Here is a 22,510-nt window from a genome sequence, read left to right as displayed (position 1 = left end):
GGCGGGTGGACTGAACCAGTACCAGTACGTGCCGAATCCGACGGGGTGGGTGGATCCGTTGGGGTTGACCTCCAATTGTCCGCCGCCGAACAAGCCGGGCTGTCCGGTGCCGGATGGGGTGGGTGGTTCAGTTGTTGATGAGGGTGAGCCAGCGCTGCCGAAGATGACGGCGCAGGAGCGGCGGGCGAGGATTGATGAGTTAGCAGAAAATATTGCATTAAAAGAGTTGAAACAAATGGAGAGCGCTAACAAAAAATCTCACTTTTTACAAAAACATGGCGCCCAAACCACTCTTGCTTCGCAGCAAGAACGTCTGCTATATGCTAAAAACCCTACTACGGGTAAAGTTGAGATGAAACTAAATAAAAAAACTAAGCTTATGGAGCCAAGCATTCCGCGAGCTGCAACTAAATTTATGAGTCATAGGGATCAATTGAATGCAATTAATCGTGCTAAATTAATTTTCCGACGGACTGGGAGTCTATCGCTCTCATCGCTCCCAGTGGAAATGGGAAGAAAGGTAGGAGAGGGGTATAGGGGGAAGCAAGTGGAATATATAGAGCCAACAAGAACTGTTGTTATACTCGATAGTCATGGTGAGGCTATAACAGCTTATGTGGATTGATATCAAATGAAACCTAATCCAAAACTTTCAATTTTGCCTGGCTTTCTATTTGTTTTTGACATTGACTATCCTCATGAAGGGGCCGTTGAAGAACTAATATGTCTGGCTGATGTAAATGACTCTTCTGATATGATTAGGGTTTTTGATGCTGTTCTGAAACCGGAATTTGTTGGGTACTCTGAATCGGATAGATGTTGGATAATTGATACGATTTCCTATTATTTGGAAAGGGGAGAAACATTTGTTGAGGTTTTGGAAAAGAGGAGTTTTTTATTTTCTGACGAGATAGTCGATGGGCGTGGCTTTATGCGCGTGTTGCTAGAATGTCTTTCCTTATATCAGGCTGAGATAGGTAAAGTTAAAGATTTATAGAATTACATTCTAGGCTTGAGGTTTTTATATATTTTGGGTTTTTGGTGGATTGGCTGTTTTATTTGGTTTTTATAATGATGGTGAAAATTGTGGGAGCTAATGTATTTAACCAAAGCCAGTTCGCCACGCTTCCAGCCGTGGTGAAGTGATGTTGAAAGATCCATATTTAAATGAAGAGTTTGAACCGGATTTGATGTGGTTTATAGGCGTTTTCGACGTTTATGATCGGGAGGAAACTCGAGGTGCGGAACTCGAGGTTTACAATCCTAATGATTCTGTTGATAGAGAGCTTCTTATCAGGAAGTATTGTCTTAATCTGCCATACCTTTCCTATAGGCATAAGCTAGTGCTAGTTGAAAGTTTGAAATTGCTGCTCTTGGAAAAAAATTATCACTTTCAAGAACTATTCGAGATCGATGAATACGAAGCAACAAGTTGGCCACGAGGGGAATGGTACTCTCTAGAGGATCCACGCGGTTTCTTCCAAGATCTCTACAGGCTTGCGAAGGAAATTTGGCGTGAGGATCTTGCGAATGCCGCTGGTGAGGATCGGTCCACATGGTAGTTATCGAGCCTTTACATCAGCGATGACCTGAAACGAGCGCCTCGTTAAAAGGTAGCGCGCTTATGCTGTCGATAACATGCACGCTATACCCCGGAACATTCTTCGCATGATGCTTCGCCTGCGAAGCCATCTCTGCCAACTGACTCGCATCCAGTTGCGCACACGCTTCAGGATGCAAATGCACCACGCCAATGGACAATGACAGCAACGGAAACTCCTGACGAATACCCTGGCGATTCGGCGCAACAAAACACCCGGCTTCAAGGTGCTCAGGTCGGTAGAAGCGCCGGCATTGGCTCTGGAAATCATCCAGCAACTGGTTGAGCCGTTTGCGCCAATCTTCCGGGCCGAGCACCAACAGGAAATCATCCCCTCCGATATGCCCGACGAAATCGCGGGACGGGTCGACGCGTTCGTTGAGGCATTGCGCCAGACACAGCAGCACCTCATCCCCACGTCCATACCCGTAGATATCGTTAAAGGGTTTGAAGCTGTCGATGTCGACATAGCAGATGACCGACTCGCGCCCCTGTTGCAGCAACCTCGTCAAACATTGCTGAATCGGCACATTCCCCGGCAGCAAGGTCAGCGGATTGGCATAGCGGGCCTGCTGGATTTTCAGTTCGGTGATCAGTTTGAGCACGTCAATCACCCGGCCCAGGCCCAGGTAGCTGCCGTTTAGGGTGATGATGAAATCCTCTTCGATGCGTTGGCGGGCGCGGCTGGTGATCAGGCGGCTGACCTGTTGCAGCGACTGGCTCATTTCCACGGCGAGGAAGTCGTCGTTCATCAGGCGGCTGATCGGTTTGCGGGCGAACAGGTCGGTGGCAAAGGGTTTGAGCAGCGCATCGGACAACGAGTGACGATGAACGATGCCGCACGGTTGGCCCTGTTCATCGAGCACCGCCAGCGAGTTGAGGTTGGCCTGGCGGCGGAAAGCCTCCAGTACGGTGGCGGTCGGTGTGTCGCGATTCACGGCGGGTTGATCGTTGAGCAGGGCGCTGAGATCGCTGCCTTCATCGTTCAGCGCCACGGCGCTGCTGTCGTGCTTGGGCATCAAGGCCCGGGCATCGCGCGACGGGTGTTCCTGAGGACGGCCGAGCAGGTAGCCCTGTACCAGATCCACACCCATTTCGGTCAGTACCGCCAGTTCCTCTGGCAACTCGATACCTTCGGCAATCACCTGCGCCCGGGAAGCCTTGGCGATTTGCAGGATTGATCCGACGAACTCGCGTTTCAACGCATCCTGATGAATGCCGTCGATGAAGTGCCGGTCGATCTTCACGTAATCCGGCCGCAGCTCCGACCACAGACGCAGGCTTGAATAACCGGCCCCAAGATCGTCGAGGGCAATCGAAAACCCCATCGCCCGATAGTGATGCAGTGCAGTCTGCAGCAACTGGAAATCATCGATCGGCGTCTGTTCGGTGAGTTCGATCACCACCTGGCTGGGCGGAATACCGAAATCCTGCAGCAGCTGCAGCGTGCGCCCCGGCTGGTGCGCGGCTTCGAGCAGGGATTCGGGAGAGACGTTGAGAAACAGCTTGCCCGGCAGTTGTTGTTCGTTGAAGCGCCGGCATGCACTTTGGCGACAAGCGATTTCCAGTTCGCTCAAGCGCCCGGCCTGACGGGCCACGGCGAACAGGGCGATGGGGGAGTGCAGTGGGCTGTTGGACGGGCCGCGGGTCAGGGCTTCGTAGCCGAGAATGCGCCGTTCGGAGAGGCAAATGATCGGCTGGAACAGGCTGTGTAATCCGCTTTGAGTCAGGATCGAGCTCAAGGCACTCAGCTGTTCGGTCGTGGTCATGGCAATCTCTGGCGATAAAAAAGGACTGGGAGCGTTCTCGATGAAGAGAACAGCTCCCAGTCCTTTATTGCACGACAGAATGATGACTGTTTGATGACGATCCGGGGATCGTCAGCATTAAATTGCCATCACCTTACTTCTTTGCGACCTGGTTGCTCAGCTTCAGGTAGTCCAGCAGCACTCGCCCGGTCTCGCTCAGGTAGGCGTCGTCTTCCGGTTTGACCTTGTCCGGCTCGGCGGCCGCCAGGGCGTCGTCGTCTTCTTTCTTCAGCTCTTTGAGCGGTTCTTCGCCTTTGGCCTTGCGACGGATGTTCTCCATCGCCAGTTGCTTGGCGTCGATGTCGGCGTGCTGGGCACGGCGTTCGGCTTCATTGAGGCTGACGGTTTTTTCTTCCAGCAGCTTCTGCGCCAGGGCCAGCTTGTCGCGGATGAACACGAACTCCGCATCCTTGGCAGAACGGCTGTCATGCTCGGATTTCAGCTGGGCCAGGTACGGCTTGAACGGATCGCTCGCCGGTTTGATCGCTGCGCGGATGGTGTCCCACGGCATGGCTTCCGGCAGGGCGCTTTCGCCGATTTCCTTGGTGTCGATGATCGACGGGTAATCGATGTCCGGCAGTACGCCCTGATGCTGGGTGCTCTGGCCGGAAACCCGGTAGAACTTGGCCAAGGTCAGTTTCAGCTCGCCATGATTCAGCGGCTGGATGGTCTGCACGGTGCCTTTGCCGAAGGTCTGGCCCCCGATGATCAGCGCGCGGTGATAGTCCTGCATGGCGCCGGCGAAAATCTCCGAAGCCGAGGCGGACAGGCGGTTGACCAGCAGCGCCATCGGGCCTTTGTAGAACGCGCCCGGGTTTTCATCTTCAAGTACATCGACCCGGCCATCGGCGTTACGCACGAGCACGGTAGGGCCCTTGTCGATGAACAGGCTGGTCAGCTCGGTGGCTTCCTGCAGGGAACCGCCGCCGTTGTTGCGCAGGTCGATGACCACACCGTCGACTTTCTCTTTCTGCAGTTCGGTCAGCAGCTTCTTGACGTCGCGAGTGGTGCTCTTGTAGTCCGGATCGCCGGCACGGAAGGCCTTGAAGTCGAGGTAGAACGCCGGAATCTCGATCACGCCGAGCTTGTAGTCCTTGCCGTCCTGTTTCAGGTTCAGCACGGACTTCTTCACGGCCTGGTCTTCGAGCTTCACCGCTTCACGGGTGATCGGCACGATCTTGCTGGTCTGATCGTTCGGCGCATTGCTGGCCGGGATGACTTCCAGACGCACCACGGTGCCTTTCGGGCCACGGATCAGCTTGACCACTTCGTCCAGACGCCAGCCGACCACGTCAACCATCTCTTTGTTGCCCTGGGCAACGCCGATGATCTTGTCGGCCGGAGCAACCTGCTTGGTCTTGTCGGCCGGGCCTGCCGGCACCAGACGCACGACTTTCACCTGATCGTTGTCGCTCTGCAACACGGCGCCGATGCCCTCGAGGGACAGGCTCATGTTGATGTCGAAGTTCTCCGCGTTATCCGGCGACAGATAGTTGGTGTGCGGATCGTAAGACATGGCGAAGGTGTTGATGTACGCCTGGAAGATGTCTTCGGCGCGGGTCTGGTCCAGACGCGCCAGTTGATTCTTGTAGCGCTTGGTCAGGGTTTCCTGGATCTGCTTCGGCTCTTTGCCGGCGATCTTCTGCCGCAGCACTTCGTCCTTGACGCGTTTGCGCCACAGGTCATCGAGTTCGGCGGTGGACTTGAGCCATGGAGCGTCCTTGCGATCGATCAGCAAGGTTTCCCTGGTGGTGAAGTCCATCTTGTCGACGCCTTTGTTCAGCTCGGCAAGGGCGAAGTCCAGACGCGCCTTCACGCGGTCCAGGTAGCGCTTGTAGATGGTGAACCCGGCGTTGAGGTCGCCGCTCTTGAGGAAGTCGTCGAACTGGGTCTTCCACTTGTCGAATTCGGCGATGTCGCTGGCCATGAAATAGCTGCGCGACGGGTCGAGCAGCTTGATGTAGCTGTCGTAGATGATCACCGAGCGCGCATCGTCGAGCGGCGGCTTGCTGTAGTGATGACGCTTGAGCAACTCGACGACGTTCAGACTGGCGATCACTTCGTCGCGATCAGGCTGTAACTTGTCCCAGCTGTTGGCTGCGAATGTGGTGCCCGACACCGGCAACAGACCGATACCGATGAAAAGAGCGAGGGCGGTGCTGGGGAGCAGATGCTTCATGCTGATTCGACGCGGGGACAATTGATAACGCATATTAGGCCGTCTTTGAAGTCGCCGGTACCGCTACGCTCTGTACGATAACTGCTGTTCAGCGTTCGTTCAGACCCCAGGGCCGGTCGCATAATGCAAAAAGCCCGGCGCTACAGCTTCGGGCTCAGTCCAGACTCACTATGGAGGCACTGTGAAGGCATTGCAAGGCGTTGAAGGTCAAGTGACATGGGTTGATGAACCAAGTCCTACATGCGATGTAGGACAAGTTCGCATCCGGGTGGCGGCAGCGGGCCTCAATCGCGCCGATTTATTACAGAAAGCCGGACTTTATCCACCCCCTCCGGGTGCCAGCCAGGTGCTGGGTCTTGAGTGTTCCGGGGTGATCAGCGAGGTCGGCGCTGGCTCGTCCTGGCAGGTCGGTGACCGGGTCTGCGCCTTGCTGGCCGGGGGCGGGATGGCGCAAGAGGTGGTCGTCGACGGACGGCATGTGCTGCCGGTTCCGGAAGGCGTATCGCTGATCGAAGCCGCGGCGTTGCCCGAGGTGTATGCGACCGTCTGGCTGAATGTGTTTCAACTCGCTGCGCTCAAACCGGGTGAGAAAGTTCTTCTGCACGCCGGAGCCAGTGGTATCGGCTCAGCCGCGATTCAACTGTGCAAGGCTTTCGGCAATCCGTGCTGGGTCAGCGTCGGCTCGGCTGAGCGGTTGGTCTATTGCGAATCGTTGGGTGCCCAGGGCGGGGTGGTTCGCACCGACGACCTGGAAAGTCTGCGGGATTTCGGGCCGTTCGATGTGATCCTGGATCCGGTGGGCGGCAACTATTCGGCGTTGAACCTCAAGCTGATGGCGCAGGACGGACGCTGGGTGCTGATCGGTCTGATGGGCGGCCGCGAGGCAAAACTGGATCTGGCCCAGGTGCTGGCCAAGCGCGTGCAACTGCTGGGTTCGACCCTGCGCAGCCGTGACGATCAGTTCAAGGCCGATCTGTTCAGCGATCTGAGCCAGCACGTGTGGCCGCTGTTTTCCGAAGGGCGCCTGAAGCCGCAACTGGCCAAGGCGTTCCCGATCAAGGATGCCGAGGCTGCGTTTGCGGAGCTTGCGAGCAACACCGTAGCAGGGAAGCTGGTGCTGGTGATCGACGAAAGCCTGAGCTGATCATCGATGCTTGTGGGAGCAGGTCTGCTCCCACAAGACAATTGCTTACTTCCAGAGGTGGATCGGCCAGCCGGATTTCTCGGCCTCTGCCAGCAACACCGGATCCGGATTGACCACATGCGGGTAATCCACCTTCAACAGCAGCGGCAGATCATTGCGTGAGTCGGAATAGAAACTCGCGCCCTCAAGGTTTTCCTCTTCGGCATCCAGCCATTCCAGCAGACGGGTGATCTTGCCTTCGCGGTAGGTCAGGGTGCCCACGGTGTGGCCGCTGTAGACGCCGTGCGCCACTTCCAGCTCGATTGCCAGGACCTCGTCGATGCCCAGCCGCTCGGCGATGGGTTTGACCAAGTGCGTGCCCGAGGCCGAGATCACCAGAATCCGGTCGCCGGCCTTGCGGTGAGCGGCGATGGTCTTGGTGGCGTCGCTGAAGATGATCGGCTCGATGAAGTCTTCAACCCACGGCCCGACCAGATGCTCGACTTCCTCAGGGGTACGTCCGATCATCGGTTCAAGGCTGAAGTCCATGTAGTCTTCCATGCGCAACTTGCCATGGCTGTAGGCGTCCATCAGCTCATTGTTCCTGCGCATGAACGACTCGGGATCGACCCAGCCCAGGCGCCCCATCTGCTCGCACCAGAGGGTGGCGCAGTCGCCGTGGATCAGGGTGTCGTCCAGATCAAAAATTGCCAGGGCCATCAGTTCAGTTCCCTCTTGGGTTTCAGCAAAGTCATCAGGCTACCTCACACAGGGCGGTGGAATCGATGAAAAGTGACAGGCGCTGACCGTCGGGATGCAGATCCGCCGCTGAACGGTTGAGCACATCCACCACCAGTTCCACGCCTCGGGCTTCAACGCGGTAGCGGATCACGTTGCCCAGCAGGCTGTGGCTGCGGATTTGCGCATCGGGTTCGCCGTTGAGGCTCAGCTCGATGGCCTCCGGGCGAATCGCGATGCGGTGGCTGATCGGCCGCTGCAACAGCTTCGACGCACTCTCGGCATCCAGCAGGTTGTAGTTGCCGATGAAGCCGGCGGCGAACACGTCGACCGGCGCGGTGTAGAGGGTTTCGGCATCGCCGCTTTGTACGATCTTTCCCTGATTCATCAGGAAAATCCGGTCAGACATGGTCAGGGCTTCTTCCTGATCGTGTGTGACGAAAATCGTGGTCAGGCCGAGTTCGCGCTGGATCTGACGGATCTGTTCGCGCAGGTGTTTGCGAATCCGTGCATCGAGGGCCGACAGCGGTTCATCCAGCAGCAACAGGCGCGGACGGGTCACCAGTGAGCGGGCGAGGGCTACACGCTGGCATTGACCGCCGGACAACTGATGCGGATAGCGGCTGGCGAAATCGTTGAGTTCAACCAGTTTCAACACCTCGGCAACCCGCTTGTGGCTGTCGTCGGCATTGACCTTTTGCATGCGCAAACCGAAGGCGACGTTCTGTTCGACGGTCATGTTGGGGAACAGCGCGTAGCTCTGGAACACCATGCCGATCCCGCGTTTCTGCGGGGTAAGCGGCACGATGTCGACACCATCGAGCAGAATCTTGCCGCCATCGACCGGCGTCAGCCCGGCGATGCAACGCAGCAGGGTGGATTTGCCGCAACCGGACGGGCCGAGCAGGGTGACGAATTCACCCTTCTGGATTTCGCAGTTGATGTCGCTGAACACCGTGGTGCCGGCGTAGTTTTTTTGCAGGTGTTGGACGCTGACATAGCTCATTCGCTTTTGTCCTTGTTCAAGATGTTGGCGACCCAGGTCAGGACCAGCACGAAAAAGAAGTAGGAGATCACCAGCGCGCTGGTGAAGTGGCCGCTGCTGTTGCGCATGTTGTTGAGGTAGACCTGCAGGGTCTCGTAGCGGGTGCCGACCAGGATGTTGGCGAACACGAACTCACCGAACAGGAACGAGAACGACAGCAGCAACGCGACCATCAGGCCTTTGCGCAGGTTCGGCAGCACCACCAGGAAGGCTGCCTGAAAGGTGCTGGCCCCGAGCAGTTGGGCAGCGTCCATCAGGTCGCGCAGGTTGATCGCTTGCAGGTTGTTGGTGATCGCCCGGTACATGAACGGCAGCGCCACGGTGAAGTAGCAACCGATCAGGATCCACGGCGTGCCGACCATCGCAAACGGCCCGGAACCGTAGAGCTGCAACAGCCCCACCGACGACACCACCGGCGGCACCGCGAAGGGCAGCAGGATCAGGATGTTCATCAGTGCATCGAGTTTCGGGAAGTGGTAATGCACCACGAACAGCAGCGGCAGGATCAGCACCACCGACAGGATCAGCGCGCCGACGCACACCAGCAGCGACTGGCCGAAGGCGTGCAGAAAGCGCGGATCGCTCCACAACTGGATGTACCACTTGAAGGTGAAACCGCTGGGCAGGATGGTGGCCGACCAACTGCTGGCGATCGAATAGACCAGCGTGCCCACCAGCGGCAGCAGCAGGATGGCGAACAACAGATAGACCACGGCGCGGTGGTAGACGCCGGCCGGTCCGGATTCAGCGCGAGACATGGTAGCTCCTCTTCAGCAGCAGTTGATGCACGACGGTCACCAGGGTCATCAGCGCCACCAGCACCACGGCCAGGGCACTGGCCAGGTTCGGATCGAGGGAAATGTCACCGGAGACCATCGCCGCAATCCGGATCGGCAGTACGTTGAAGTTGCCGGTGGTCAGCGCGTAGACCGTGGCGTAGGCGCCGAGGGCGTTGGCCAGCAGGATCACGAAGGTGCCGAGCAGGGCCGGGGTCAGTACCGGCAGGCCGATGTGGCGCCAGAACTGCCAGCTGTCGGCGCCGAGCAGTGCGGCGGATTCGCGCCAGTCTTCACGCAGTGCGTCGAATGCCGGGTACAGCAGCAAGACGCCGAGTGGAATCTGGAAGTAGGTGTAGAGGATGATCAGCCCGGTTTTCGAATACAGGTTGAAGTCCTCGATGATCCCGGCCTGCTTCAACATGATGGTGATGCTGCCGTTGAAGCCGAGCAGGATGATGAACGCGAAGGCCAGGGGCACGCCGGCAAAGTTGCTGGTCATGTTGGCGAAGGCGTTGACGAAGTTGCGCAGTTTCGAGTCGACCCGGCGCAGAGAATACGCACCCAGCACCGCGATGATGATCCCGAACACACTCGACCAGAAACTGATTTCGAGGCTGTACCGGATCGCCTGCAAATAGAACTTCGAATTGAAGATCTTGCTGAAGTTGGCGAAGCCCCAGCCGAACTCTTCCGATTGCAGGCTGTTGATCATCACCCAGATCAGCGGGGCGATTTCGAACACGATAAAGAACAGCGCGAAAGGCACCAGGCACAGGGCGGCCAGCCATTTGCCGCGAGTCATTGAGTTCACTTGAGCAACTCCCGGCACACAGGTTTGTCGTGGGGCACGCCGAGCAGTTCGCACACGGTGCCGCAGATGTCGGTCTGCTTCGGTCCAGCGTCACTGTTCAGGCTGAACGCATCACCGATCACGAACAGCGGCACCTGGCGCTCTTCCGGCAGCAGGCCGTTGTGCGATCGGTCGTTGTTCATGCCGTGGTCGGCGGTCACCAGCACCTGGCAGCCGGCGTCGAGCCAGCCTTGCAGGTAGTCAGCAAGGATGATGTCGGCGCTGCGCGCGCTGTTGCGGTATTGCGGGGTGTCGAGGCCGTGCTTGTGCCCGGCGTCGTCGATGTTCATCGGATGGATCAGCAGAAAATCCGGGGCGTGGCGCAGGCGCAGGTTTTCCGCGTCGGCGAACAGGTGCGAATCCGGGTAGTGATCGTTCCAGTAGAAGTGGCCGTGCTGGATCGGTAGCGTCGGGTCATCGGTATGCCGATCCCGTGCCGCCACGAACGGCGAGCGGTTGTAGAGCTCGCTGACCCAGTGGTACGCCGCGGCAGCGGTTTTCAGGCCGGCATCGCGGGCGTAGTGATAGATGCTGCGCTGGTTGGACAGGCGCGAGACGTTGTTGTGGACGATGCCGCTGTCGATCGGCGGCACACCGGTGAGGATGCATTCGTAAAGTGGTCGGGACAGGGCCGGCAGCTCGCACTCCAACTGGTAGAGTGCGGCGCGTCCTGCGCCAACGTAAGCCTGCAGATGCCCCATGGCGTGACGCGCGACCTCATAGTTGAGGCCGTCGAGCACGACAAGGATGACGGTGTGCTTCATAGGGGCAAAAACTCCGCGAAACAGAAAATTTCAGGTTCAACCCGGATCCCCCTGTGGGAGCGGGCTTGCTCGCGAAAGCGGAGTGTCAGTCGATAATTTTTTGACTGATCCACCGCATTCGCGAGCAAGCCCGCTCCCACATTTGGATCTTCAACAGATCACAAAAGGGTGATCAGCCGCTTTATTTCATTTCTACGATGACTTCTTCGTTCCACTTCTGCGGCAGGGCCTTGGAGGTTTTTTCCCAGGCATCGGCGTCCTTGATCGGCGTGACCTTTTTGTACTGCTCGTTCGGCAGCAGCTTGGCCTTCACGTCTTCCGGCAGTTGCAGGTGCTCGGCGCGGATCGGGCGAGCGTTGCCGCGGGCGAGGTTGGTCTGGCCGGCGTCGCTGAAGATGTATTCGCGGGTCAGCTTGGCGGCGTTCGGGTTCTTCGCGTATTTGTTGATGATGGTGGTGTAGCCGGAAATCACCGAACCATCGGACGGGATCAGCACCACGTAGTCATCCGGGTTGGCCATCTTGGCCTTGTAGCTCAAGCCGTTGAAGTCCCAGACCACGCCGACTTCGATCTCGCCTTTTTCCATGGTGGCGATGGTCGGGTTTGCCATCGACAGGCGCCCCTGCTTGGCGATGTCCGCGAACAGCAGCAGGGCCGGCTGGATGTTTTTCTCGTCGCCGCCGTTGGCCAGTGCGGCGGCGAGTACGCCGTTGGCAGCTTGTGCGGCGGTGCTCACGTCACCGATGGAAACCTTGTATTTGCCGCCCTTGAGGTCAGCCCATTTGGTCGGTACTTCGGAGCCGTGCAGCAGCTTCTTGTTGACGATGAAGGCGATGGTGCCGGTGTAGGCCAGCGCCCAGTTGCCGTCCTTGTCCTTGGCCCAGTCCGGCACCTGGTCCCAAGTGCTCGGCTTGTACGGTTGCACCACGCCCTGCTTGACCGCAATCGGACCGAACGCGGCGCCGACGTCGCCGATGTCGGCGGTGGCGTTGTCTTTTTCAGCGGCGAACTTGGCGATTTCCTGGGCCGAACTCATGTCGGTGTCGATGTGTTTCAGGCCGTATTTCCTGGCCAGGTCTTCCCAGGTGCCTTTCCAGTTGGCCCAGTCATCGGGCATGCCGACACTGTTGACGGCGCCTTCCGCTTTCGCAGCGGCTTCGAGGGTTTTCAGATCGTCAGCCGCCATGGCGGCGGTGCACATGGCAATGGTCGAGCCTAACAGTGATGCCAGGAAAAACTGTTTCATTCCAAAGCTCCTTGGTCGTGTTCAACGCTGCAATTGCGGTTTGTGTTGGTCTAGGTCAGCAATACCTGAGCCAATTTAAGGGGGCTCGATGACACTTTGATGTCGGCGATGGCTCGCCCAGCCTTTTCTATCTCCGGTATCAGCGAGTGCCCGGTAAGCGTAGACCACCCGCCAAGTCCCGGCGGGCAAGGGACTTGGCCGATGTATTGCAAGTTGTCAGGGCGACCGTTCGGTAGTTTTGTCATCTCTCGGTCATCTGCACTGCCTAGGCTTGCAACACGACCGGACGGCACGATTGCTGTGCGGTTTTGCCCTGAAACAGTGCTGGTCTAGTCCAGATAGGTAACGTTGATGCGCGATGAGGCAACAAAAGCGGTGACAGCGATTGGCCAGATCCTTCAGGAGCAACTCGACCATGGGTTGCTGGCGGCGGGGAGCAAGTTGCCGGCCGAGCGCAAGCTCAGTGAGCTGTTCGGCACGACGCGAATTACGGTACGCGAAGCCTTGTTGCAGCTGGAGGCGCAAGGGCAGATTTATCGCGAGGAGCGGCGTGGCTGGTTCGTGTCGCCACCGCGTCTGGCTTACAACCTGATGCAGCGCAGTCACTTTCACGCGATGGTCAGTGCGCAGGGGCGGGTGCCGTCGACCGAGGTGATTTCGGCGCGGTTGCAGCCGGCGTCAGCGGCGGTCTGTGCGTGGTTGCAGTTGCCGGCGTTGTCGAGCGTGATTCAGATTTGCCGGTCGCGGCGGATCGATGGGCGGTTGGTGTTGTATGTGGAGCATTATCTGAATCCGCAGTTTTTTCCGGGGATTCTGGAGTTTGATCTGAATCAGTCGATTACCGAGCTGTATGCGCGGCATTACGATTTGCACTATGGGCGGGTGCGGTTCGAGATTGTGCCTACGTCGTTGTCGGTGGATGCGGCGGCGGCTTTACGGGTGTCGGTGGGGAGTCCGGGGTTGAGGATTGCTCGGGTTAATTATGATCAGTTTGGGCGGTTGATTGATTGTGATCTGGAGTTTTGGCGGCATGATGCGATTCACGTCGGTGTTGATGTTGTTTGACCTTGTTTGACCTTGGCGGCCGCTGGGCCGACCAGGTTTTGGGTTGACTGTGTACATATCCGTTTCTTCGGGTGCTGCCGCTGACGGTTTCGCCCTTACGGCGAGTCACTTTGGCAAACGCCCCAAAGTAACCAAAACGCTGGGCCCCGGCGTTCGGCCCCTCGCTTTGGCTCGGTGTTCCTTCGTTCCGGGATTCATCCGGGGGCATCGCCTACGGTTTGCTTCGCTGCACCTCCTCTCGATGCATGCGGCTTCGCCGCACGGTCGCTGCGCTCCCACCCCCGGATGAATCCCTCCACTCAGCCGGCCGATGGGGCCGGCACGTCAAAAGCGGTACTCGAGCTAACGCTCATCGTGGTGAGTGGTGGGAGTTGGCTTGCCAGCGATGGCGGCCTGAAGTCGGTCAGATTCTCCGGATCTATTCTTGAGTTTGGCCGCCACCGCCTGCGGTGATCACTTGCACATTCATCCTTGGCGTCGCCAAGTCCAGTCCGGCCTCGTCCAGATGCCGTTTCAGCGACAGGTTGAACGCCCGTGAAACTTCCCATTGTTTGATCGGTGCGGTCTTGAATCTTGCACGCAATATCGCGTTGCCGGATTCAAAGCTTTCCACGCCCTGAAATTCCAGTGGTGACCAGATGTTGCGGCGTTGCAGAGGGTCGGTGCGCATTTTCTGGCCGACGTCGCGCATCAGTTTGATGGCTTCGTCGATGCTCATGTTGAACGGCACGGCCACGCGGAAGATCGCGTAGCCGAATTCGCGGGAGTAGTTTTTGATGCTTTTGATTTCGCTGAACGGGATGGTGTGGACGATGCCGTCGATGTCCCGCAGGCGTACGGTGCGGATGGTCAGGCCTTCGACGGTGCCGAGGTGGCCGCCGACGTCGACGTAGTCGTCGATGGCCAGGGAGTCTTCGATGATGATGAACAGGCCGGTGATCAGGTCGGCCACCAGTGACTGGGCGCCGAAGCCGATCGCCAGGCCGATTACGCCGGCACCGGCCAGCAGGGGCGTGACGTTCATGCCCATGTTCGCCAGGGCGACGATCAGGGCGATGATGAAGATCGCCACGAACAGCACGTTACGGATCAGCGGCATCATGGTTTGCGCGCGGGCGTTGGCCAGGCCTTTGCGGGAGCGGGTGAGGGCGTGGTGCACGGCGGTGTCGCTGAGGATCCAGATCAGCCAGGCGAAGATCAGCGTGCCGATCAGGCTGAACAGTTTGACGCTGACGTCGTGGCCTTCGCCTTCGGTGAAGCCGATCAGCGACATGCCCCAGACCCGCAGGCCCAGTTCGATGAAGGCCAGCCACACCAGCAAATGGGCGAGGGTGTAGAAGAAGCTTTTCAGGCGCTCGGAATACAGCGCGTGGCGCTTCGGCCCACGTTGAGGCTTGAGGGCATGGCGGCGGACGAGGCCGTTGATGACCATGCACAACACCAGCAGCACGGTGCAGATCAGCGACTGGCGCAGGGCGGTGCTGGTGTCGCCGGCGGAGACGAAGGTGGCGAACAGCGAAATGCCCACCAGCACCAGCGCCGGGACGTACCAGAAGGTGCCGAGGATTTCGATGGTGTCGCTGAGGGCGCGGCGGGTCAGGCGGCGGGACAGTGGCTGGTTGCGGATCAGGTGGGCAATCGGCCGGCGGAAACGCAGGATGAACAGGCCGGTCGACAGCGCCGCGAGGACGTTGGCGACGGTGGCGGCGGTGTGGGCCAGGTGCACGCCGAGGCCGGCTATCAGTCGCGGATCGCTCAGGGCTTCCCCGAACGCGGCGAAGCTGCCGATCAGCCACAGCGGGCGGAAGGCCTGGTGGCGCAGGATGTACAGCGCCCGGTGGCGGTGCGGGCCGTCGAGTACGGAAAAGGCAATCACGCAAATGGCCGAGAAGCAGGTGCCGACCACCAGCGCATAAGCCAACACCATCGCCAGGCTTTTGCCCAGTGACGATGGCAGCGCGTAACTCATGTACACGGTGATGACCAGGGCGATCATCCACGGCCCGAGCTTGCGCAGGGCGAAGCGCAGCATGTCGAGGGCTCGGGGATGTTGCGGCAGTTCTTCGGTCAGACCGAAGCGCATGCGTACCCGATGACCAAGCCAGATCAGCGCGGCGGCGAGCAGGCTCCAGACGGCGAGGATCACGGCGAAGGCGAAGATGATCGGCAGCCATTCGCTGGCCGGCAGCATCAGGCCTTTGAGCTCGTCCTTGGCCATGTCGAATTCGGCGGACCAGCGATTGAGTGGGCTGTCGGCACCGGAGAACTGTTTTTCGAAAGTGGCGAGGGTGCCGCCGATCAGTCCCAGCACCCCTTCTTCCGGGGTGGCCTGGGCTTTTTTCGTGGCGTCGCGCAGTTTTTTCAAGTCAGTCAGCAACTGGGCGCGTTGCTTGTCGTTTTCCAGCGACTTGATGACTTCGTCCAGAGACTGGCCGAGCGGTTCCTGAGCTTCGGGCTGAGCCTTGCCGGCGCCCGTGAGCAATCCCGGCAGACCGGCGGCGTCGGCAGGCGCCGGCGATACCAGGGTCATCAGGCAAACGAGAAAGAGGCAGGGCAGGGCAAAAAGACGAGCAAACACTAGGCGGTCAACCTCGCAAGGGGCGGATCGGGCGAGTGTACGAGCCCGCCAGATTCAATGCGAGCCGGGCGCGGATTTATTCGTTGAGTTTGGCGAGGATCTTGTAGACCACGGTGGCCAGGATCATCAGCATGCCGATCCACATGGCGAACACACCGGCGTTCTTGTCACGGAAGTTGAAACCGATGGCCAGCAGAATCATTCCGCCGAGGATGGGAATGAGCATGGAGTGAAACGCAGACATCGAGATCATGGCGACAGCCTTGTCGAAGGTGATTATTCAAGTCTAGGTGGGTTTTCGATGGACGGTGCTGATGTGTATCAGAAATGAGCCGGTTCTGATCCAGACGTGATGTCGATTGTTCGATTGCCATCGCCAGCAGGCTGGCTCCCACATTTGAAATGCATTCCATTGTGGGAGCCAGCCTGCTGGCGATGCTTTTTCAAGGATTACGGCAGTTCGCGACTGGCGTAGAACGCGCTCAGCACTTTGACTAGGTGAGCCAGGTCGTGGCTGCCGCACAGTTCGCGGATCGAGTGCATGGCGAACGTTGGCAGGCCGATGTCGACGGTGCGCACCCCCAGGTGGCTGGCGGTGATCGGGCCGATGGTCGAGCCGCAGCCCATGTCGCTGCGCACCACGAAGCTTTGCACCGGCACTTCTTCGGCCATGCACAGATGGCGGAAGAAGCCGGCGGTTTCGCTGTTGGTGGCGTAGCGCTGGTTGCTGTTGACCTTGATCACCGGGCCGGCGTTGAGTTTCGGGCCGTGGTTGGCGTCGTGCTTCTCGGCGTAGTTCGGGTGTACGCCGTGGGCGTTGTCGGCCGAGACCAGCAGGGATTTCTGGATGGTGCGTTCGAACTCTTCACCTTCCGGCAGCAGGCGGCGCAGGGTCTGTTCCAGCATCGGGCCGTCGGCGCCGCAGGCCGAGCAGGAGCCGACTTCTTCGTGGTCGTTGCACACCAGCACGCAGGTTTCTTCAGTGTCGGCGGTCAGCAGGGCTTGCAGGCCGGCGTAACACGACAGCAGGTTGTCCAGGCGCGCGCCGGCGATGAAGTCGCCATGCAGGCCGATGACCGCAGCACTCTGGGTGTCGTAGAAACTCAGCTCGTAATCCAGCACCACGTCGGCGTTGAGGCCGTGTTCGCGAGCCAGTTGATCGGTGAGCACCGCGCGGAAATCCACGCGCTCGTCACCGGCGAACTGCGCGAGAATCGGCGGCAGCTCGGTCTGGGCGTTGATGGCCCAGCCCTGATTCGCTTCACGGTTGAGGTGGATAGCGAGGTTGGGAATGATCGCGATCGGAGCCTTGAAGTCGATCAGTTGGCTCTCGACCTTGCCGTCGCGGCGGAAGGTGACGCGGCCGGCCAGCGACAGGTCGCGGTCGAACCATGGCGCCAGCAGCGCGCCGCCGTAGACTTCAACGCCCAACTGCCAGAAACCCTGGCGCTGCAGTTCAGGTTGTGGCTTGACCCGCAGGCACGGGCTGTCGGTGTGGGCGCCGACCAGACGGATGCCGTCGTGCAGCGGCGAATTGCGGCCCATCTTGATCGCGACAATCGAGGAATCGTTACGGGTGACGTAGTAACGACCATTGGCTTCGGTGTGCCAGGTTTCGCGCTCGTCGAGGCGCACATAACCGGCGGCCTCCAGGCGTTGAACAAGGCTGGCGGTGGCGTGGAACGGGGTAGGGGAGGCCTTGAGGAAGTCGATCAGGCCTTGGTTCAACTCTTCGCGCATAAGAAGCTCCAGACAGCAATGGGCGGGAGTTTAACGCATCGGCCTGATGCTTGGGACATGACATGTGCCGCTCGCGTCAACGAGCGGCTGCCACGCGTTTTTTCAGGTAGTTCATGATCACTTTTTCGTCTTCAGGCTTGTCCGGACGGGGTAGCTGTTTTGGCCAGCGACTCTGTTCCAGAAGCTTTTTCTGACGGCTCTCGTCCCAGCGCAGAATCTCCCGCGAGGCGCATTCCCACCACTCCTGACGACAGGCACTGTAATACGGGTGATCCGGTGCGGCGCTGCCGTACAACAGATCCCGACCCACCTTGCGCATGGCGCCGCTCTGGTTACGCAGTTTCCACTTGATCTTCAGGCGCTGCCAGGCGGACGGAAAGGGTTTGACCCGAGGCACGTCAGCGCACAGGTCCACCAGTCGCTGGCTGAATTTCTCGCCGTGCTGAGCGAAGAAGAATGCCTGCATCGCATGGAAGAAGCGTTTTTCCGCAAAGTAGTGGTAGACGTGTTTGCGCGCTTCCACCACCGACCGTTCACGCATCGCGTAGGACAGGGCGATCTGCTCGATGGTGTGAATCTCGAATCCGTCGGCCGTCCATTCATCGATCAGGCGGATCGATTCCTCGAACAGCGCCGAATCGCGGTCGGTGACACCACACAGGCCGCTGTTGTAGAGCTTGAAACCGTTCTGCGGGCAAACGCCATGGGCTCTGAGGTCGCGAGCGAGCTTCAGGTAATCCGGTCGCTCGAAGACATCTTTCCAGTCGTATTCGAAGCGATCCATCACCGACTGATTTGCATCGATGTGTTGGAACAGGCTGTTCGGGTTGCTGGTGAACAGGGTGTCGGTGTCGACGAACAGGGTTTTCTCGGCCAGTTGCAGGCCGGCGGCGATCGCGCAGGCCTTGCGCCGATGGTGATAGCCGTTCTGCCCTTGCCAGCGGGTCAGGGTCGCTTCGTCGAGCAGCACGGTGTCGACCGGCCAGCCTTCGTAATCCTGCGGCCGGTCAGTGAGGATTCTGATCGCCGGGCGCTTGCCGTTTTTGGCCTGGGACAGGGCGGTCAGGATGCTGAACTTGGCTTCGCGCCGGTAGACATCCTGATTGCCGTAAATCAGGTAGAGCAGTTGATGACGGGTCTTCTTGACGGGTGTTGCCAGGGAATCAGTACAACTCATCCGGAACAAAATCCTATAAATCGGCAGCTGTCGGTCCGACAGTGCTTAAAACGGTGCCGGGCATTCGAAACGCAAGCGTTCGCCGGACTGAGGATGGGTGAAGCTGAGCATGCTCGCGTGCAGGCACAGACGCGGCCAGGCGGCCAGGGCTTGTTCGTGGGCGTAAAGGCCATCACCGAGCAACGGATGACCGATGGACAACATGTGCACCCGCAACTGGTGCGAACGGCCGGTGATCGGTGTCAGTTCGACGCGGCACCAGTCGCCGCAGCGTTCCAGCACACGCCAGAAGGTCAGGGCGTGCTTGCCGTGTTCGTGATCGACCACGTGGCGCGGCTTGGTCGGCGGATCGTAGCGCAGGGGCAGATCGATGCTGCCGCTGTCCAGTTCCGGCTGACCCCAGCAGAGCGCAGTGTAGGCTTTCTCTGTTTCACGATCGTGAAACTGGCGCGACAGTTCACGGTGGGTGTCGGCGTCGCGGGCCAGCAGAATGATCCCCGATGTTTCCCAGTCCAGACGATGGACGATACGTGCTTCGGGGTAGCCGTTTTCCTGCAGGCGGGTGATCAGGCAGTCCTTGTTGTCATCGGCCCGGCCGGGGACGGAGAGCAACAGGGTCGGTTTGTTCACCACCAGAACGGCGGCGTCCTGATGAATGATTTGGACGTTGGACAACGGCATTAAAACAGCCTCGTAACAAATGCCAACGGCGGCTCAGGGCCCCTCCGGTGTCGGAAGGGCCCTGAGCCGCCGTCGTTCCTGCCGGATCGACTCAGCGGTCTGGCAGGGTGATGTTGAGTTCCAGAATCGAGCAGCTGCCCTGGCTCTCCAGTGCCACGTGCACGTCGTCGTTGCCGATGTTGACGTACTTGCGGATCACTTCCACCAGTTCCTTCTGCAAGGAGGGCAGGTAGTCCGGGGTGCTGCGCTGGCCGCGTTCATGCGCCACGATGATCTGTAGACGCTCTTTCGCGACCGAGGCGGTACTTGGCTTTTTGTTGGCACGAAAGAAGTCAAAAAGGTTCATTACCTACCTCCAAACAGACGCTCGAAGAATCCCTTCTTCTCGACATTCAGGAACCGGTGTTCTTTTTCCTTGCCCAGCAGGCGATCAACGGTATCGCTGTAGGCCTGGCCGGCGTCGCTTTGATCATCGAGGATCACAGGTACGCCCTGGTTGGAGGCCTTGAGCACGGCCTGGGATTCCGGGATGACGCCCAGCAGGCGTACGGCGAGGATTTCCTTGACGTCTTCGACACCGAGCATTTCGCCTTTTTCGACGCGCTCCGGGTGGTAGCGGGTGATCAGCAGGTGTTCCTGGATCGGCTCTTCGCCGCGTTCGGCGCGACGGGACTTGCTGGCCAGCAGGCCGAGCATGCGGTCGGAGTCACGTACCGAGGAGACTTCCGGGTTGGTCACGACGATCGCTTCGTCAGCGAAGTACATGGCCAGGTGCGCGCCTTTCTCGATACCCGCCGGGGAGTCGCAGACGACGAAGTCGAATTGTTCCTTGAGCTCCATCAGGACTTTTTCCACGCCTTCGACGGTCAGCGCGTCTTTGTCGCGGGTCTGGCTGGCGGCCAGTACATAGAGGTTTTCCAGGCGCTTGTCTTTGATCAGGGCCTGTTGCAGGTTGGCTTCGCCGTTGACGACGTTGACGAAGTCATACACCACGCGGCGTTCGCAACCCATGATCAGGTCGAGGTTACGCAAGCCCACGTCGAAGTCGACGATCACTGTTTTGTGGCCGCGCAGAGCGAGGCCGGTACCGATAGCGGCGCTGGTGGTGGTCTTACCCACACCACCCTTGCCGGATGTAACCACGAGAATCTTGGCCAAGGTGTTTCACCCCTAAGGAAGAAGGACTGTTCAGCCCCTGAAAAACATCTCTAGAAAACTACTGCAGTCGGACAGCCTTGGCTGGAATTCGGCTTTTGGCCTTTTTCCTACTTCGTTTGAGCCGTTTTCGCTACGTTTTAGAGATGCTTGGAAAATGCGGCAGTATCCGTTAAAGCCGAATGATGTTCAACACGTCGCCCGACAGGCTGACCTGTACGCCCGAACCCCACATCGGATCGCGACGCAGGTCTTCGGAAACCTTGTAATGGCCTGCGATGGAGATCAGTTCAGCGCTCAATTGCTGACAGAAAATCCGCGCCTTGGTGTCGCCCTTGACCCCGGCCAGCGCACGACCGCGCATCGGGCCGTATACATGGATGTTGCCATCGGCGAGAAGTTCCGCCCCCGGGCTGACCGAGGAAACCACCACCAGATCGCCACCTTGCGCATATATCTGTTGGCCACCACGTACTGGCGTGGTGATGACGCGGGTCGGTTTGACGGCCGGCTCCGACGGCTTTTCCGGCTTCTTCGGTGCGACGGGTTCGGCGCTTTCCAGCGGTCGTTCGCGGGCGCCGGATGGCGGCAGCACCGGGATGTCGATGGCGATGGCGGCGGCGATGTCTTCGATGCGGCTGGCGCGGATTGCCAGGGTGCGCAGGCCGTGCTGGCGGCACACGCGCATCAGGCCCGGCAGGTCGACGGCGCCTTCGCTTGGCGGCAGTTTGTCCAGCGCCAGAACCAGCGGCGCGTTGCTGAAGAAATTCGGTGCCTGGGCGACTTTGGCGGCCAATTGCCGATCGAGGCTGTCCAGGTCGTTGCGGGACAGCTCCAGCACCGTAATGGCGAGCATGCTGCCCTTCAGCTGGAACACGGGATCTTGGTCTTTCGGTTCGGTTTGGCTCATGTCGGCATACAACGGCTTGTCACTAAAAGTGCCGAGACTTATAACGAGAACGCCCGCAGGCCGCAAGCCGGGTCGAACGATGTAGAATGCGCGGCCACTGTATTTACGGAAGCTTTAATGGATCGCCCGCGTTTTCGAAAAGCATTTCTTGCCCCACGCTTCTGGCCGCTCTGGTGCGGCCTCGGGCTGTTGTGGCTGACCGTGCAACTGCCGTATCCGGCGTTGCTGGCCATCGGTCGTTTTCTCGGTGCCCTGATGTATCGCTTCGCCGGCGACCGGCGGCGCATCGCCAAGCGCAATCTGGAACTGTGTTTCCCGGAAAAATCCGCCGCCGAGCGCAAGCGACTGCTCAAGGAAAACTTCGCCTCCACCGGCATCGCCTTCTTTGAAATGGCGATGAGCTGGTGGTGGTCGCGTCAGCGCCTGGCGAAACTGGCCCACGTCGAAGGTCTTGAGCATTTGCAGAAGGCCCAGCGCGAAGGCAAGGGCGTGATTCTGATGGCGGTGCATTTCACCACCCTGGAAATCGGCGCGGCGCTGCTCGGCCAGCAGCACACCATCGACGGCATGTACCGCGAACACAAGAACCCGCTGTTCGACTTCGTCCAGCGTCAGGGCCGCGAGCGGCACAATCTCGACTCGCTGGCGGTGGAACGTGACGACGTGCGCGGCATGCTCAAACTGCTGCGCGCGGGTCGGGCGATCTGGTACGCGCCGGATCAGGACTACGGCGCCAAGCAGAGCATCTTCGTGCCGCTGTTTGGCATTCAGGCCGCAACGGTCACCGCCACCAGCAAGTTCGCCCGGCTGGGCAAGGCGCTGGTGGTGCCGTTCACGCAGGAACGTCTGGCGGACGGCAGCGGTTATCGTCTGGTGATTCATCCGCCGCTGGAAGGTTTTCCGGGCGAGACCGAAGAAGAAGATTGCATCCGCATCAATCAGTGGGTCGAAGGCGTGTTGCGTGAGTGCCCCGAGCAATACCTGTGGGCACACCGGCGCTTCAAGAGTCGGCCTCCGGGCGAGCCGAAGCTGTACGCCAAACGCGGTTGATTTGACCCATCCCCATAAGCAC

General features: G+C 59.3%; 21 protein-coding genes and 1 pseudogene. 6 read left to right on the top strand and 16 right to left on the bottom strand.

Annotated elements, in window-relative coordinates; translation table 11 throughout:
- The 3 genes and pseudogenes from CAG25_RS28545 to CAG25_RS27075 all read left to right on the top strand — a co-directional run.
- Nucleotides 1-625 (top strand): annotated as a pseudogene (locus CAG25_RS28545) (type IV secretion protein Rhs); the annotation flags it as partial.
- 6 nt (nt 626-631) lie between these two features.
- Nucleotides 632-997 carry a hypothetical protein gene (locus CAG25_RS27080; RefSeq protein ID WP_085613515.1) on the top strand — a complete coding sequence of 122 codons (366 nt, stop codon included), beginning with the start codon at nt 632-634 and terminating at the stop codon, nt 995-997.
- 148 nt (nt 998-1,145) lie between these two features.
- Complete coding sequence (locus CAG25_RS27075; RefSeq protein WP_178076504.1) at nt 1,146-1,562, top strand: hypothetical protein; 417 nt, start codon at nt 1,146-1,148, stop codon at nt 1,560-1,562.
- A gap of 16 nt (nt 1,563-1,578) precedes the next feature.
- On the opposite strand, the gene CAG25_RS27070 is transcribed toward CAG25_RS27075, so the two are convergent.
- Nucleotides 1,579-3,369 carry a bifunctional diguanylate cyclase/phosphodiesterase gene (locus tag CAG25_RS27070; RefSeq protein ID WP_085613513.1) on the bottom strand — a complete coding sequence of 597 codons (1,791 nt, stop codon included), beginning with the start codon at nt 3,367-3,369 and terminating at the stop codon, nt 1,579-1,581.
- 133 nt (nt 3,370-3,502) lie between these two features.
- Entirely contained in the window at nt 3,503-5,587 is a 2,085-nt protein-coding gene (locus tag CAG25_RS27065) for a carboxy terminal-processing peptidase (RefSeq protein ID WP_166742345.1), read from the bottom strand.
- A gap of 181 nt (nt 5,588-5,768) precedes the next feature.
- Between CAG25_RS27065 and CAG25_RS27060 the strand changes: the two genes are divergently transcribed.
- Nucleotides 5,769-6,731 carry a zinc-binding dehydrogenase gene (locus tag CAG25_RS27060; protein ID WP_085613512.1) on the top strand — a complete coding sequence of 321 codons (963 nt, stop codon included), beginning with the start codon at nt 5,769-5,771 and terminating at the stop codon, nt 6,729-6,731.
- Nucleotides 6,732-6,776: 45 nt separating this feature from the next.
- Here the strand turns inward: CAG25_RS27060 and CAG25_RS27055 are convergent, their stop codons facing one another.
- The 6 genes from CAG25_RS27055 to CAG25_RS27030 all read right to left on the bottom strand — a co-directional run bounded on the left by CAG25_RS27055 (nt 6,777) and on the right by CAG25_RS27030 (nt 12,132).
- Nucleotides 6,777-7,430, bottom strand: coding sequence for an HAD family phosphatase (locus CAG25_RS27055; protein WP_085613511.1), 654 nt, complete (start codon nt 7,428-7,430; stop codon nt 6,777-6,779).
- A gap of 34 nt (nt 7,431-7,464) precedes the next feature.
- A complete protein-coding gene (locus tag CAG25_RS27050) occupies nt 7,465-8,454 on the bottom strand; it encodes an ABC transporter ATP-binding protein (RefSeq protein ID WP_085613510.1) in 990 nt (329 codons plus the stop codon).
- Nucleotides 8,451-9,251 (bottom strand): ABC transporter permease, encoded by an 801-nt coding sequence (locus tag CAG25_RS27045; protein WP_085613509.1) that lies wholly within the window; start codon nt 9,249-9,251, stop codon nt 8,451-8,453. The genes CAG25_RS27050 and CAG25_RS27045 overlap by 4 nt, the downstream gene beginning before the upstream one ends.
- Nucleotides 9,238-10,074, bottom strand: coding sequence for an ABC transporter permease subunit (locus CAG25_RS27040; protein ID WP_172829520.1), 837 nt, complete (start codon nt 10,072-10,074; stop codon nt 9,238-9,240). Before CAG25_RS27040 ends, CAG25_RS27045 begins: the two co-directional genes overlap by 14 nt.
- A 5-nt stretch (nt 10,075-10,079) precedes the next feature.
- Nucleotides 10,080-10,886 (bottom strand): alkaline phosphatase family protein, encoded by an 807-nt coding sequence (locus CAG25_RS27035; protein ID WP_085613508.1) that lies wholly within the window; start codon nt 10,884-10,886, stop codon nt 10,080-10,082.
- A 181-nt stretch (nt 10,887-11,067) separates the two neighbouring features.
- Nucleotides 11,068-12,132: an ABC transporter substrate-binding protein gene (locus CAG25_RS27030; protein WP_039769868.1), complete on the bottom strand. Its 1,065-nt coding sequence runs from the start codon at nt 12,130-12,132 to the stop codon at nt 11,068-11,070.
- 351 nt (nt 12,133-12,483) lie between these two features.
- Here CAG25_RS27030 and CAG25_RS27025 point away from each other — a divergent pair, with 351 nt between their 5' ends.
- On the top strand, nt 12,484-13,197 hold the full coding sequence (locus CAG25_RS27025; protein WP_011333178.1) for a UTRA domain-containing protein: 714 nt from the start codon (nt 12,484-12,486) through the stop codon (nt 13,195-13,197).
- A 418-nt stretch (nt 13,198-13,615) separates the two neighbouring features.
- On the opposite strand, the gene CAG25_RS27020 is transcribed toward CAG25_RS27025, so the two are convergent.
- The 8 genes from CAG25_RS27020 to minC all read right to left on the bottom strand — a co-directional run bounded on the left by CAG25_RS27020 (nt 13,616) and on the right by minC (nt 21,438).
- Entirely contained in the window at nt 13,616-15,775 is a 2,160-nt protein-coding gene (locus tag CAG25_RS27020; RefSeq protein ID WP_085613507.1) for a mechanosensitive ion channel family protein, read from the bottom strand.
- Nucleotides 15,776-15,851: 76 nt separating this feature from the next.
- Complete coding sequence (locus CAG25_RS28710; RefSeq protein WP_165369545.1) at nt 15,852-16,028, bottom strand: hypothetical protein; 177 nt, start codon at nt 16,026-16,028, stop codon at nt 15,852-15,854.
- A gap of 197 nt (nt 16,029-16,225) precedes the next feature.
- Nucleotides 16,226-17,515: a M18 family aminopeptidase gene (locus tag CAG25_RS27015; protein ID WP_085613506.1), complete on the bottom strand. Its 1,290-nt coding sequence runs from the start codon at nt 17,513-17,515 to the stop codon at nt 16,226-16,228.
- Nucleotides 17,516-17,591: 76 nt separating this feature from the next.
- Nucleotides 17,592-18,692, bottom strand: a complete 1,101-nt coding sequence (locus tag CAG25_RS27010) for a hypothetical protein (protein WP_085613505.1) — start codon at nt 18,690-18,692, stop codon at nt 17,592-17,594.
- A gap of 45 nt (nt 18,693-18,737) precedes the next feature.
- Nucleotides 18,738-19,373 (bottom strand): RluA family pseudouridine synthase, encoded by a 636-nt coding sequence (locus CAG25_RS27005; RefSeq protein WP_039769876.1) that lies wholly within the window; start codon nt 19,371-19,373, stop codon nt 18,738-18,740.
- A 91-nt stretch (nt 19,374-19,464) separates the two neighbouring features.
- Nucleotides 19,465-19,719 carry a cell division topological specificity factor MinE gene (gene minE / locus CAG25_RS27000; protein ID WP_007960071.1) on the bottom strand — a complete coding sequence of 85 codons (255 nt, stop codon included), beginning with the start codon at nt 19,717-19,719 and terminating at the stop codon, nt 19,465-19,467.
- Nucleotides 19,719-20,531, bottom strand: coding sequence for a septum site-determining protein MinD (minD, locus tag CAG25_RS26995; protein ID WP_039769880.1), 813 nt, complete (start codon nt 20,529-20,531; stop codon nt 19,719-19,721). The genes minE and minD overlap by 1 nt, the downstream gene beginning before the upstream one ends.
- 169 nt (nt 20,532-20,700) lie before the next feature.
- Complete coding sequence (gene minC, locus CAG25_RS26990; protein ID WP_085613518.1) at nt 20,701-21,438, bottom strand: septum site-determining protein MinC; 738 nt, start codon at nt 21,436-21,438, stop codon at nt 20,701-20,703.
- Between the two features lie 117 nt (nt 21,439-21,555).
- Between minC and CAG25_RS26985 the strand changes: the two genes are divergently transcribed.
- The gene (locus CAG25_RS26985) at nt 21,556-22,488 is read left to right on the top strand and encodes a lipid A biosynthesis lauroyl acyltransferase (protein WP_064594584.1); all 933 of its coding nucleotides are present in this window, start codon (nt 21,556-21,558) and stop codon (nt 22,486-22,488) included.
- Nucleotides 22,489-22,510: the final 22 nt, after the last annotated feature.

It is taken from the genome of Pseudomonas sp. B16(2017), from assembly GCF_002113205.1.
In the GTDB taxonomy this organism is placed as follows: domain Bacteria; phylum Pseudomonadota; class Gammaproteobacteria; order Pseudomonadales; family Pseudomonadaceae; genus Aquipseudomonas; species Aquipseudomonas pharyngis.
This window is presented reverse-complemented; position numbering and strand designations above follow the sequence as displayed.

Coding starts and splice junctions, on each gene's coding strand:
- CAG25_RS27080 (WP_085613515.1), top strand. CDS start 632: ATGAAACCTAATCCAAAACTTTCAATTTTGCCTGGCTTTCTATTTGTT.
- CAG25_RS27075 (WP_178076504.1), top strand. CDS start 1,146: ATGTTGAAAGATCCATATTTAAATGAAGAGTTTGAACCGGATTTGATG.
- CAG25_RS27070 (WP_085613513.1), bottom strand. CDS start 3,369: ATGACCACGACCGAACAGCTGAGTGCCTTGAGCTCGATCCTGACTCAA.
- CAG25_RS27065 (WP_166742345.1), bottom strand. CDS start 5,587: ATGAAGCATCTGCTCCCCAGCACCGCCCTCGCTCTTTTCATCGGTATC.
- CAG25_RS27055 (WP_085613511.1), bottom strand. CDS start 7,430: ATGGCCCTGGCAATTTTTGATCTGGACGACACCCTGATCCACGGCGAC.
- CAG25_RS27050 (WP_085613510.1), bottom strand. CDS start 8,454: ATGAGCTATGTCAGCGTCCAACACCTGCAAAAAAACTACGCCGGCACC.
- CAG25_RS27045 (WP_085613509.1), bottom strand. CDS start 9,251: ATGTCTCGCGCTGAATCCGGACCGGCCGGCGTCTACCACCGCGCCGTG.
- CAG25_RS27040 (WP_172829520.1), bottom strand. CDS start 10,074: ATGACTCGCGGCAAATGGCTGGCCGCCCTGTGCCTGGTGCCTTTCGCG.
- CAG25_RS27035 (WP_085613508.1), bottom strand. CDS start 10,886: ATGAAGCACACCGTCATCCTTGTCGTGCTCGACGGCCTCAACTATGAG.
- CAG25_RS27030 (WP_039769868.1), bottom strand. CDS start 12,132: ATGAAACAGTTTTTCCTGGCATCACTGTTAGGCTCGACCATTGCCATG.
- CAG25_RS27025 (WP_011333178.1), top strand. CDS start 12,484: ATGCGCGATGAGGCAACAAAAGCGGTGACAGCGATTGGCCAGATCCTT.
- CAG25_RS28710 (WP_165369545.1), bottom strand. CDS start 16,028: ATGATCTCGATGTCTGCGTTTCACTCCATGCTCATTCCCATCCTCGGC.
- CAG25_RS27015 (WP_085613506.1), bottom strand. CDS start 17,515: ATGCGCGAAGAGTTGAACCAAGGCCTGATCGACTTCCTCAAGGCCTCC.
- CAG25_RS27010 (WP_085613505.1), bottom strand. CDS start 18,692: ATGAGTTGTACTGATTCCCTGGCAACACCCGTCAAGAAGACCCGTCAT.
- CAG25_RS27005 (WP_039769876.1), bottom strand. CDS start 19,373: ATGCCGTTGTCCAACGTCCAAATCATTCATCAGGACGCCGCCGTTCTG.
- minE (WP_007960071.1), bottom strand. CDS start 19,719: ATGAACCTTTTTGACTTCTTTCGTGCCAACAAAAAGCCAAGTACCGCC.
- minC (WP_085613518.1), bottom strand. CDS start 21,438: ATGAGCCAAACCGAACCGAAAGACCAAGATCCCGTGTTCCAGCTGAAG.
- CAG25_RS26985 (WP_064594584.1), top strand. CDS start 21,556: ATGGATCGCCCGCGTTTTCGAAAAGCATTTCTTGCCCCACGCTTCTGG.